The organism is Gallintestinimicrobium sp. (assembly GCF_046968865.1).
GTDB lineage: Bacteria > Bacillota > Clostridia > Lachnospirales > Lachnospiraceae > Gallintestinimicrobium > Gallintestinimicrobium propionicum.
This window is the reverse complement of sequence record NZ_JBKVPW010000030.1, coordinates 1-12,139: the sequence shown is the minus strand read 5'-3', so window position 1 is coordinate 12,139 and position 12,139 is coordinate 1. Positions and strand designations below refer to the sequence as shown.

Genomic DNA, 12,139 nt, shown 5'->3' with positions numbered 1-12,139 from the left:
TTTTCTGCTCATTATTAGGGTATATTCTGTATTTATATGCCTTTAACATCCACTGTCACCCTCTTTCTCAACCTTGATTTTTGAATATGGTCTTTATCCGTTTCCATATATCTGATAATAACACTGTGCCTTTGACATATCTCATATGAAAACTGCTTTATATCATCTGATATCTGTCTCGAAACCAGTAATTTCTTCCTATATTTGCAGACGAAAATAATGTGATATTGTAATAAGTATTTATGTCTGTTTTTAGATTTCCATGTTCCCATACCATGAGCATACAATAATTTCTGATTTTTAGCTACCTTAACCCACCGTCTAAAGCCAGTGGGATTGCGGTAGCCTTATTTCAAACGCCCGACTGACGTTTTTTGCCAAAATCCGTCACTGATCGCAGCTTAAAATCAGATAGCTGACCGCCAGCAAGATCAGTGCAAACACAACGCCCAAAAAGCGATACCGAAAGCACAGCATCAGAAACATTCCCATCGCTGTCCAGAATATTGCAAACGCAACCAGTCGGATCATAAACGCATCAATCCCTGCAAAATATCTTATATTATTTAGTCTATGCACGGGCTGGCGTTCTTTGATTAAAAATCTGCGCAAGCATCAACGGCTTAGTCCTTTCGCAGTCCGGCTGCCTGCATAATTGCCTCAACCGGCTCCACAGGCTCGCTTCCCCAGAAAATCTCCGTATCCGCACATCCCGCAGTATCCAGCAGTTCCCGCGCATCTTCTTTTAAGAGCCTTTGATAAGCGTCGTCTACCATTTCCAGCTTTAACAGAGCTTCCTCCCTGTCACTGTCCGTTTGCTCCGAAAGCCATGCAGAAGCCGCCTCCCGGATTTCTTCCGGATCCAGACCGGTATGTTCGCCCCACTCCAACAGCTTTACTGCTGCCTGCACCGCTATCAGAGACGAACCCGATGTCCCAATCTGAACCTTAGAATTGATTTCATCCAAAATCGGAAGCGTCAGGGCTGTAGACGTATCCTCCGGGTTTTCCGGATTCCCGATATCGCCTGTATCCTCCGGATTATCCGCATTTCCGATAGTATCTGTATCATCCGGCTCCTCTGAAAAAGCTGTGCTATTTTCCATTTCTTCCGACCAGGTTTCCTGCTGTTGGTCACCGGAAGCCTCCGTTTCTTTCTGTACAGAGCATCCCGCCAGCAAAACAGCAAAAAGCAAAGCTGCCATACACAGTATCGCGGCAGCCGAAGTTGTCCTCCTGTTTTTGAATCGTTTCATCCTTTTTTTCATCCTTCCTGCCCTCAAGCTTTCTTCAAAAAGCAAAACAGGGACAAATCCAACCAGACCGCCCCTGTCACATGTTTCGCTATCCTTTGATACCAGATTGCTACGCGCTTTGCACTCTCGCAATCTTCATCATTTTAAATTTATGCTTCGTTTCCGTCTTCTTCCGGGAACGCTGCATCAACCGCTTCCTCATCGCTCATCATTTCCTGTTTAGGCGTCGTAAAGCGATCTACCAGGTCAGGAATCATGTCGATTACCTTGCTGACGCTGTCCTGATTCTTGATGTTGACCAGACGTGTCTGTCCGTTTTTAATCAGAAGCACCGCGCTGGGGGACATCTTGCCGCTCATACCGCCCATGCCGCCGTTTTTGCGGGAGTCCTTACCCGCTCCGCAGCTTGCGCCCGCACCGATTCCAAACGATACATCCACAAGCGGGATAATGATCGTATCATCAATCTTTGTTGCTTCTCCAACTACGGTTTTCGTTGTGAAAACGGATTCTGCCCCTTTCACCAAGGCTTCCATTACAGAAGTAATATTGTTGTCTTTATTTTCTGCCATGCTATGCTTCCTCCTTCTTGCGCAGTATTCTGATCAGTCGTCTGACATTTTTATTGAGTAAAATCCTCAGTCCGCAGATTCCGAGGGTTCCAAGCCGGATTATGCCTTTGAGGTGAAGTTCTCCTTCGATATATTTCTCTTCAAAATCCGGTTCCAGCCGGATATTTCCTTTATGCCAGGGATACAGCATTCCCTGTATCGCCATGATCTGTCCGGTAGAAGCCGGATCGCCTGTCCCGACGATTCCAAAAACCTCCAGCTTTCGCGGCAGTACATGTCTGATAATTTCTCCCAGCTCGTAAAATCCAACCCGGATCGCCTGCCGTGTCTGCGGCTGATCCCAGATTCTTTTATAATAGGCAGTCTGTTGTTTGAGCTGGTCGGTCTTTTGCTGCATTCCGCGCAGTCGGTCTGTGACCTGCGAAAGCTTACCGGAAAGCTTTTCAAAAAAGCTGCCGGCAGGATGTTCGGGCGCAGCGTCCGAATCGGTAGCTTGCGCGTCAGCCTCCGAAGCAGACGTTTCGTTCGGGTCAGTTGACTGTGATTCGACATCAGGCATCCTAGTCGTAGCCGAGCCACGCGGGTCTGCTGACTGCGGTTCAGATGCTTCCGCGACAGTTTGTGTCTGCGGTTCGTCAGTCGTACCGGCAGCAGGCGCGCTCTCGCCCAGCGTTTTTACGTCCGCAGACGGCATTTTCGCTCCGTCCGCATCCAGCACATTCGTATCCACGTCGGCGTCGCCTACACCTTCCTCTGCGTCCGCCCCGGATGCCGCTTTTTTCCTTTTCCCAGATCGTTCTTTTTTCGGATAAATTAAAAATCCCGCCACGCGGACTTCCAAAAGCAGTTCTTTTTCATATGTGACACGGATAGACAGCAGATGTAACAGCCATGTCACGCGACCCCGGATGTATTTTTCCTCCTTCCAGACGCCGTCCGCCCGATATCGGATCGGGACGAGCAAAACGGTCAGAACTGTCAGCAAGATCAGTCCGAGGATTCCAAGCAAAATCCATCCAATTACTTTTAATATTGTCAGAAGTACTGTCATCCGCCGCCTCCTTTCCCGGAGGTAAAGGTCTTTTGCAGATATCCCTTGATATCCGCTTCCATTCCGGCGTCCATCGTATCCTGCAGCATCTGCTGCACAAGAAAAATCGCTTCCTCCCGCCCCTCTGCAATGCCGACAACCTGCAGTGCCTTTTTGTCAAAATATTTTTGTTTTAACAGCGCGCAGTGGAAAATGTCCAGCTGATCTGAAGTGCGGGACAGGCTGATCAGATAGATGCCAAGCTGTCCTCTCCCGGTCAGAAGCTTCCATTTTATTTTATTTACATTGCGGATTGACGGCCCCACATACAGCCTGCGGTAAAATTTCATGAACTGGCAACACTCTCCTGTTCCTAGAATGCCCCCAAATTGCACTCATAAGCATATTTTTTGAAAATAGCCGGTCAGATTGACCGGCCTAAACAGATAATTTCCGTCCGCTTAATAGTATTTGTGGCTGCCCCAGAGATTGCTCTTCTTTAATTCCAGATATTCATGATAGGCTTTTTCGAGAATCTGCTTTTCATTGGCAAATTTCAAAAGATGATAGGCCTCATGATACTTGTAAAATCCGGAGTCCACAAAATACTCTTCTCTTTGCGGCTTACTGTAATAACTGTCTGCCATCATCAAATACCAGTGAACTTCTTTCTCCACGACATCCTCCGGTACGTTGAAGGTATATTCGCTTTTGCCCACATACTTGATAATGGAAGCTCTGGAACCGCTTTCCTCCAGAACCTCACGGAGCGCGGTCTGCTGAAACTCCTCGCCCTCCTCCACGGTTCCTTTAGGGAGTACCCATCCTTCATATTTATTTTTATAATTTTTATAAAGTAGAAGGATCTTCCCCCTAAAAATTACTACACCGCCGCAGCTCGTTGCTTCTATCACTGCAATTCCTCCTGTCCGGCGATATCTGACTCTGGAATTCAGTATACCTTAAATCCGGATACAGGGCAAGTCCTATTCTCCAAAAAGAATTTACCGAAAATTCAAAATTGTCCGGTCAGTCTGAAAAATATGCATCGAACACCTGTCTGGCAAGGGGCACTGCATAATCGCTTCCGGAACCCGCGCTTTCCACGATTACTGTCACCGCAATCTCAGGATTTTCTGCCGGAGCAAAGCCTGTAAACCATGCATGGGATTCGGACTTATCGCTGGAAAATTCAGCGCTTCCGGTCTTTCCGGCAGCCGTATAGGAACGGTCCTTTAGCTTTCTGCCGGTTCCCTCCTGCACAACATCCTCCATCAGGGAAGTCATCACTTCCGCCTCTTTTTCCGACATCAGCTCCCGATAAACGGACGGCTCATTTTTCTCCAGTATCTTCCCATCCGCATTCAGCACCCGATCCACGACGATCGGCTGCATCAGTTTGCCGCCGTTTGCGATCGCCGCCGTAATCAGGTTTAACTGTACCGGCGTGATCTGCGTCTTCCCCTGACCGATCGACGTCTGAATCACGTCCTCGTCCGTGCTGTCCTGATCTAACGTTACCTTCGTCTGGTTATAAGGAAGCGGGAACGAAAACTCCTGATTAAACAGCAGACCGTCGATCGTTTCGCCAAATTTTTCCCGATCCATCGACATACCAATGTTGGCAAAAGAGGCATTGCATGATTTTGCAAAAGAGGTCATCAGATTGACATCGCCATGCACGCTCCCGTGATAGCAGTTGATTTTATTGTCTCCATTGATATATGCACCGTTACACTGATAATGATAATTTTGCCAGCTGTCCGGATTTTGGCGAATATAGGCAAGCGCCGTCACGATTTTAAAGGTCGAACCAGGCGGATACAGTCCCTGCGTCCCACGGTTTACGAGTGCTGCTTTGTCCTTGTCGGTGCTGAGCGTCTCCCAGTTTTCTGCGATTTTGTTCGGATCGTAATCGGGCTTGCTGACCATTGCGAGCACTCTTCCCGTTTTTACCTCCGTCACAACAATCGCACCGCGGTATAACCCCAGCGCATCGCTCGCCGCCTGCTGCAGGGAGGTGTCCAGCGTTGTATAGACATCGTTTCCCGGATTTTTTTCTCCTGCCAGCTCATGATCCAGCTTTTCCCGGTCAGAAATATCCGAATGAATCAGCTGATAATTTTCCAGCTCCTCGATCCCCGTCTTTCCTTTATCCGTGTAACCCACCACATGGGCAAAGATATTTTTATAGGGATACTCCCGAACTGATGTTCCATCCTCTGCGATCACAGTCTGTGCCAACACCTCTCCCGTCCCAGCGTAAATCGTTCCGCGGGTATTTTCCTGGGCGAGGACGCGCTGCTGGGAATTGTAGCTGTTGTTAAACAGCGCTTCCTGATTGGAGGACACATAATCTGCCAGATACCAGATCATCCCGGCAAACACTGCAAGCATCAGCAGGCTGCACAGATAGAGTTCGCGGTTCATCTGCCATTTATTCTGTTTCTTCTGTTTGTCTTTTTTTCTTTCTTCTTTGCTTTTCAATTCGAAGCTCCTCATCATACCGCAAGACAAAAACGCCTTCTATGACGCCAAACATCAGGATCGTCGTCATCACGCTGCTTCCACCGTAGCTGACAAGAGGAAGCGTCACACCGGTCAGCGGGATAAATTTGCTTCCGCCGCCGACAGTCAGAAACGTCTGAAACAGGTATAAAATTGCAAATCCTACTACAAGATTTCTGTAAAATCCGTCTGCAAGACCACCCGCCAGACGAATCATCAGGACAAACAGCACTGCCGCTGTCAGCAAAATTCCAATTCCAAAGAGCAGACCCAGCTCTTCAATCACTGCGGAAAAAATGAAATCCGTCTCCACATATGGAATATCCTGCGGCGTGCCTTTTCCGATTCCCAGTCCGAACAGTCCTCCGCGGCTCATCGCAAACAGCGCCTGTGCGATCTGATATCCCTGCTTATCAATCACACTCCATGGATCTCTCCACGCCTGCACGCGCACCTGTACATGGGAAAACATCCGGTACGCAAGCAACGATGCGCCTGCCCCGGCGACAAGCCCGCCAGCCAGATACAGTGGCTGATGTGCAGAAATCGTCATCAGAAACACATACACCATAAAAAGAATCAACGCGCTGCCCAGATCCTTCGACAGTACGAGAATCAGCACATGCGCTGTTGCTCCGATTCCAGCTGCGACCACCTGCCGGATTCCTGTCTTTTCGGAAAGAACCGCTGCCAGAAAAAATACGAACGTCAGTTTGACAAACTCCGACGGCTGGAAGGTAATTCCACCTATCGACCAGGACAGCTTCGAGCCGTGCGTCACCTGTCCTAAAATCAGCACGATTCCAAGGGCTGCAATTCCGATTCCGGCATAAATCCAGCCAAGTTTTTCCAGAAACCTGCATTTGCGCAAGATCCACGGCACAATCAGAAATACGACAAAGGATGCACCCGCGATAATCAGCTGTTTGATCGCCTTTGTCAGATCGAGTCGTGTCAGCACGATCAGCCCCGCACTGAAAAGCATACACATATGATTCATAACAATCCGGCTGATTCCCGGATAGATAAACCACGCCAGCACCGGCAGCGCCAGCGTCAGAATCTGTAAAAAAGCATAAAACAGCAGATATTTACTTTGCTGCGTCCGGATCACGATGGTCAGCCACGCCGTAAACTGCATCAGAAATAAAAAGACCATCTGCAGCGCTGCAGCGCCAGACTGTTTGCGAACGTCCCCGACAAACAGCGCATAAATGCTACAGCTAAGAAACAGATACAAAAACAGCGGGATCAGATATCTGGATGCTATCACAATCGTATATGCCACGCTTACTGTACTCCTTTTTTATAATGTCCGGTCGTATACTGCGCCGGTGCTGTTCCTTTTCCTTCGCTGAAAAATTCGAGCACTTCCCGCGTTTTTTCCGCCGTCTCGTCCGTAAAATCCAGACGGATTGCACGGATACCGCGCCTTTTCTGCTCTGCAAGGTACTGATGCAGGGAAAGCGGCACAGAATTGTAAATCGTGTTCATGCAGTGCCTGCAGTTAACCCATACGGGAAATTCTACATTGTAGCGATCCTTTAACCGACAGGAAAACGCTGCTGCAGGGATTCCCTGCGACAGCTGCTTTTGCGTATGGGAAATCTGACAGGCCCCCAGGCTTCTTTTGACGCATCCGGCACTGACCATCATCGGCACCCTTCCGTAAACCACCATTTCCTGATTTTGGGGAGGAAGCGTTTCCAGCTCCCTGCGGTTTAATTCTAACGGCGCTGTGTAGCTGTCCGGTGCAAAACAGTCCTGATACAGTTGCCTGGTTTCCCGGTTAAACGTATAAACGCTATGCTGCAGGGAGAGCTTTTTCTCCGGATATTTTTCTGTCACCCAGCACATTCCACCAAGGCTGCCCGCCAAAAATCCATCCACCAGCCCGTCATAGGCCTTCACCTGTCCCGACAGACGTTTTAAATACGGTTCGCTGTACGAGCGTAGAATCGTCGGAAGCGTTACAAACAGTTCAAATCCGGGACGGTCTGCTTTCACGTTCCTTACGAGTTCCATCAGCTGTCCGGTTTTCGGATCGTCCATCAAATCCGAAGAAAGGTACAACCGATCTGTGCCCGTCGTGCGCAGCGCGGCAAATGCCTGCTCTGCCTGCAGGACAGAGACATAGCATTGAGTTGGCTGCGGACGCTGGGTATCCGCATAATGAAGGGGCGGCATAGCTGCTGCAGTCGCAGTCGATTCGCCGGCCTCGGACTGCGCTGTTTCTGCTTCCCGGCCGTATTTCGGAACATATGTTCTTTTTTGTCGATCCTGCAGTTTCTCCGTCAACGCATCCAGCGTTTCCCGACGCAGCTCGTTGAGCGCAGAAACCGGGACAAAGCTGTCTCCGTCCAGCTCTACGGAAATATCATCTGCCCCGTAGAATGAGCCGCCGGTCTTTTTGAGCTGCTTGACGACATCATCCTCTGCCAGTGGGTGCTTCTGTGCCGGCTGTGCGACTGTGCCTTCTTTTTGAACCGAAATGCCTTCGCAGGACGCTGTTAAATTGATCGGCTCGCCCGGACGGATTGCCGCATGGAAGCTGACTGGCTTTTGCAGCTTGCCATCCTCCATCATCCCATGCACCCGTTCCAAAATTTCCTGTGGACATGCCAGATATCCGGGTTTTTCCAACGTCAGCATTTCTCTGCCGTTATGCCTGTGATAATATCCGCCGCCGGTTTCCGAACGAACGTAGAGCTTTGCCAAAAGCTCCTGATCCTTCGGATCGATTTGCCAATGCTCCCGATCTGTCAGATACAAATCCATATATTTGCGGTAGATTGCAGTAACGCCGGCAACATATTCCGGGCTCTTCATCCGCCCTTCTATTTTAAAGGAATCGATTTTTGCATCCATCAACTCCGGTAAAAACGGCAGCACACAGAGATCTTTTAAGCTCAGCGGATATGCCGGAGGTTTTTGCTGACTTTTTCCGCCCATCCTGCCCCCTCCTGCTTCCTGTTCAAGCACCGTATAGGGCTGTCTGCATGGCTGCGCACAGCGTCCCCGGTTTCCGCTTCTTCCGCCCAGAAAGCTTGAAAACAGGCACTGTCCGGAATAGCAATAGCACAAGGCTCCATGGATAAATACTTCCATTGCCAGACCGGTCTGCTCTTTTAACAGGCGAATTTCTTCCAGGCTCAATTCCCTCGCCGGGACAATCCGACAGACACCCAACGATTTTAAAAACAGGGCACTTCTGCTCTCCGTCACCGTCATCTGCGTGCTGGCATGCAGCTCCATGCCGGGAAAATTTTTACGCAGCTTCTCCAAAACACCCATATCCTGAACGATGACGCCGTCCAGCCCCGCCTCATAAAACGGTGCGATCCAGTCGCAAAGTCCTGAAAGCTCGTCCTGCTTTGTCAGCGTATTGACAGTTAAATAGATTTTCCGATTCCACAGATGGGCGAGGGAAAGTCCCTCTAACAGCTCTTCCCTGGAAAAGTTTCCGGCAAACGCCCGCGCACCGAACCGCTGTCCACCCAGATACACGGCGTCCGCACCCGCTGCAATCGCTGCCTTTAAGCAGTCCATAGTTCCGGCAGGAGCCAAAAGCTCGCCTCTGTATTCTTCCATCCTCTTCCTCCATTGATAAAGAAAATATGATTCAGAATGTGCCGAGGCACATTCTCCGCCTGCGGCGGGTCGCGCAAGCGACATTCTTCCATTCCGCCGCAGTGCGATCTCCGCGGAGCGTCTTTATCGTATTGGAAACAAGTTTCCAATACGATAAAGAAACAGGCTGTCATCGCTGACAGCCTGACCGTCTGTTTCCTTTAATTCAAGACAATAGAACAATCGCAGAACATGTGTTCTGTCACTTTTTATCCTTCATTCCGCGGATCTCGGTTTCCAGGCGCACGATCTGTCTGGAACTTTCCTGCTGATCCTGCTGCAGCGTCCGCAGGCTTTTTTCCGTATTATCCAGCTTGATCTGGGAAGCGATCAGCTCGTGCTTTAAGTCATACAGTTCTTTTTCCTTGGAAGCTGCTTCTTCCTCCAGCTCCTCGATCTGCTTTTTCGCCTTAAAATAATCGTCCGCAATGTTCAATTCCACTAAAATGTTCTGGATATCCGCCGGCTGACGGCGAAAGCTTTCCACCCGGTTGTATTCTGCCAGTTTATTATTGATATAAGAAGCCACCTTCTGCAGGTATTCTTCGCTTTCGTAGCCGCTGAGCGTCAGCACCCTGCCTCCGATGATCACTTCTGTATCTGTCTTGACCGCCATGACTGTCTACCCTTTCGTATCGCGTATCCGCGCTTTCTGAACAGCGCTGTCAGCAACAGCATCTACATTTTGTACGCACTCTGTTGCCAGAACTCAAAAAACGCTGTTCGATTCTTTTTCATTATAAGGGCAAAAAGCACCAATTGCAAGCGTTAAAGTCCCAGATGTGTATAAGCAATCTGCGTCGCAACTCGTCCGCGCGGCGTGCGGTCAATCAGTCCTTTCATCAAAAGATACGGTTCATAAACATCCTCGATCGTACCGGCATCCTCTCCGATCGACGCTGCCAGCGTGTCCAGTCCGACCGGACCGCCGCCAAACTTTTCGATGATCGTCACAAGAATGTTTCGATCCACCCGATCCAGACCGAGCGTATCCACATCCATCAGGTCGAGGGCGGTGTGCGCCACCGTTTCCGTAATCACGCCGTTATATTTGACCTGCGCAAAATCGCGCACCCGCTTCAAAATCCGGTTTGCCAGACGCGGCGTCCCGCGGCTTCTGCGCGCAAGCTCCGTCGCCCCCGCATCCTCGATTTTTACGTTCAGAACCTTTGCCGACTGCTTGATAATCAGCTTCAGCTCATCCTCCGTATAAAATTCCATATGGTGGATCATCCCGAAGCGATCCCGAAGCGGCGCTGTTAAAAGTCCCGCCCTCGTCGTCGCGCCCACCAGCGTAAAATGCGGCAGGTCCAGACGCACAGAACGCGCTGTGCTTCCCTTTCCGATCATGATATCGATTGCAAAATCCTCCATTGCAGGGTAAAGCACTTCCTCCACCTGACGGTTTAAGCGATGAATTTCATCGACAAACAGAAGATCACCCTCCTGCAGATTGTTCAGAATTGCAGCCATTTCGCCGGGCTTTTCGATCGCCGGACCGCTGGTTACCTTCATGTTGACGCCCATTTCGTTGGCGATAATCCCCGCTAGCGTCGTCTTTCCAAGACCGGGAGGTCCGTAAAACAGGACGTGATCCAGCGAATCATGGCGTTGCTTTGCCGCTTCGATATAAATTTTTAAGGTCGACTTCGCTTTTTCCTGACCGATATAATCGTCCAGACACTGCGGACGCAATGTTTTCTCGATCTTTTTATCTTCCTCCGTCAGATTCGTCTCGATGACTCTTGGCATGTTGCCTCCATTCTACCGTTGATCACGCTGCAGCAGGTGAAAAAAGCATGGCGCTTTTGTGCCTGCCGCAGGTAAAACATCCTGCTTGTCGGTTTCTTTTTAGAACATTTTTTTCAGGGCCGCCTTTAACAGGGCTTCCACATCCAGATCCGGAGTTTCCTGCAGCACCGCCTTTACCGCGCGCAGCGCTTCTGACGGGGAATATCCAAGCGCCGTCAGTGCCTCTACCGCTTCTGTCTGTGCCTGGCTTTTGCCCGTCAGCATACTGCCCTGCGGAACCTGATTGACCTCCCGCATCATTGCGGTATCCTCTAACGAAATCTTGTCCTTTAACTCCAAAATAATCCGCTGCGCGGTTTTGGTCCCAACGCCGGGCGCTTTTGCAATCGCCTTTGCATCCTGGGAAATCACTGCCATTCGAAGCTCGTCTGCGCTCATCGCAGAGAGCACCGAAAGACCGCCCTTTGGCCCGATTCCGCTGACCGTAATCAGCTGCCGGTACATATTTAAGTCGTCCCGGCTCAAAAATCCATACAGCCCGATCGCATCCTCCCGGACGCTTGTATAGGTATAGAGTTTAACCACTTCTCCGATCTGGGGAAGCCGTCCCGCCATTCCCGCCGGAATTCGGACATTATAGCCAATACCGTTTACTTCTATTACAATATTTTCTTCTTCGATTTCGGCGAGTATGCCGTTTAAATATGCAATCATGTGTTCTCCCTCTGCCGTATCCTATCTCTGCGGCGGCAGCGCCCGGTTGACCGCCCCTGCGCACACGCCAATAAAAATCCCGGTCACGCAGCCTGCCAGCATAAGCCACGGCAGATACCAGCCTGCCCAGCTGCCTCCGAGCACTGCGACCGCCACCGCCAGCTGCCCCAGATTATGGCACACGCCGCCAAGGACGCTCACGCCGACGACAGAAAACAGCTTCAGGCGTTTTGCAAGCACCATCGCAGCAAACGCACATGCCGCCCCCGCCAGGCTGTATAACATCGTAAACATACTCCCGAACAAAAATGCTGCCAGTGCAATCCGAACCGCATTCAGAAAAAGGGCTTCCTTCCAGCCATAGCGATACAGACACAATACCACTGCCAGATTCGCAAATCCCAGTTTAATCCCCGGGATGCCCGGGACAAGGATAAACAGCGATTCTATATAGGAAAGCATCAGTGCCGCCGCGGTCATGACACCGAGAAAGGCTGTTTTTCCGGAAGGATTGCGTGTACTGTTGCTGTTCATGAAGCTTTGCTGCCACTCAAAATATGTTTAAATATACTCAAACACATGGAGAAATTGAAGTCCTTGCGGATACTTCTTACTGCTTCAATGTGTATGCTTTGGCGATTGTAAACAATACGCTACTCACAAGTTCTTGTACACTC

General features: G+C 50.1%; 15 protein-coding genes. All 15 read right to left on the bottom strand.

Features of this window, described 5'->3' with window-relative positions; all coding sequences use genetic code 11:
• Positions 1–49 (bottom strand): helix-turn-helix domain-containing protein (locus ACLTOQ_RS16035; protein ID WP_412319929.1); only part of this gene is annotated, 49 nt, incomplete at its 3' end.
• Positions 33–272, bottom strand: a complete 240-nt coding sequence (locus ACLTOQ_RS16030; RefSeq protein ID WP_337598556.1) for a transposase — start codon at positions 270–272, stop codon at positions 33–35. The genes ACLTOQ_RS16035 and ACLTOQ_RS16030, both read right to left, overlap by 17 nt.
• Before the next feature lie 115 nt (positions 273–387).
• Complete coding sequence (locus ACLTOQ_RS16025; RefSeq protein WP_021916117.1) at positions 388–531, bottom strand: hypothetical protein; 144 nt, start codon at positions 529–531, stop codon at positions 388–390.
• Positions 532–623: 92 nt separating this feature from the next.
• Positions 624–1,256, bottom strand: coding sequence for a hypothetical protein (locus ACLTOQ_RS16020; RefSeq protein WP_412319927.1), 633 nt, complete (start codon positions 1,254–1,256; stop codon positions 624–626).
• Positions 1,257–1,405: 149 nt separating this feature from the next.
• Positions 1,406–1,828 carry a GerW family sporulation protein gene (locus tag ACLTOQ_RS16015; RefSeq protein ID WP_021916115.1) on the bottom strand — a complete coding sequence of 141 codons (423 nt, stop codon included), beginning with the start codon at positions 1,826–1,828 and terminating at the stop codon, positions 1,406–1,408.
• Position 1,829: 1 nt separating this feature from the next.
• Entirely contained in the window at positions 1,830–2,879 is a 1,050-nt protein-coding gene (locus ACLTOQ_RS16010; protein ID WP_412319926.1) for a DUF2953 domain-containing protein, read from the bottom strand.
• A complete protein-coding gene (locus ACLTOQ_RS16005) occupies positions 2,876–3,208 on the bottom strand; it encodes a hypothetical protein (protein WP_021916113.1) in 333 nt (110 codons plus the stop codon). Before ACLTOQ_RS16005 ends, ACLTOQ_RS16010 begins: the two co-directional genes overlap by 4 nt.
• A gap of 111 nt (positions 3,209–3,319) precedes the next feature.
• On the bottom strand, positions 3,320–3,772 hold the full coding sequence (locus ACLTOQ_RS16000; protein ID WP_021916112.1) for an NUDIX hydrolase: 453 nt from the start codon (positions 3,770–3,772) through the stop codon (positions 3,320–3,322).
• Between the two features lie 115 nt (positions 3,773–3,887).
• On the bottom strand, positions 3,888–5,345 hold the full coding sequence (locus ACLTOQ_RS15995) for a peptidoglycan D,D-transpeptidase FtsI family protein (protein WP_412319925.1): 1,458 nt from the start codon (positions 5,343–5,345) through the stop codon (positions 3,888–3,890).
• A complete protein-coding gene (locus ACLTOQ_RS15990) occupies positions 5,296–6,654 on the bottom strand; it encodes an FtsW/RodA/SpoVE family cell cycle protein (RefSeq protein ID WP_117959801.1) in 1,359 nt (452 codons plus the stop codon). Before ACLTOQ_RS15990 ends, ACLTOQ_RS15995 begins: the two co-directional genes overlap by 50 nt.
• A 2-nt stretch (positions 6,655–6,656) precedes the next feature.
• Positions 6,657–8,957 carry a DUF3656 domain-containing U32 family peptidase gene (locus ACLTOQ_RS15985; RefSeq protein ID WP_412319923.1) on the bottom strand — a complete coding sequence of 767 codons (2,301 nt, stop codon included), beginning with the start codon at positions 8,955–8,957 and terminating at the stop codon, positions 6,657–6,659.
• A gap of 241 nt (positions 8,958–9,198) precedes the next feature.
• Positions 9,199–9,612 carry a cell division protein ZapA gene (locus ACLTOQ_RS15980; RefSeq protein WP_412279578.1) on the bottom strand — a complete coding sequence of 138 codons (414 nt, stop codon included), beginning with the start codon at positions 9,610–9,612 and terminating at the stop codon, positions 9,199–9,201.
• A gap of 152 nt (positions 9,613–9,764) precedes the next feature.
• Positions 9,765–10,748: a Holliday junction branch migration DNA helicase RuvB gene (gene ruvB, locus ACLTOQ_RS15975; protein ID WP_117959804.1), complete on the bottom strand. Its 984-nt coding sequence runs from the start codon at positions 10,746–10,748 to the stop codon at positions 9,765–9,767.
• 99 nt (positions 10,749–10,847) lie between these two features.
• Entirely contained in the window at positions 10,848–11,462 is a 615-nt protein-coding gene (gene ruvA, locus ACLTOQ_RS15970; RefSeq protein WP_262584649.1) for a Holliday junction branch migration protein RuvA, read from the bottom strand.
• 21 nt (positions 11,463–11,483) lie between these two features.
• Positions 11,484–11,996: a Gx transporter family protein gene (locus ACLTOQ_RS15965; RefSeq protein WP_262584648.1), complete on the bottom strand. Its 513-nt coding sequence runs from the start codon at positions 11,994–11,996 to the stop codon at positions 11,484–11,486.
• Positions 11,997–12,139 lie beyond the last annotated feature (143 nt).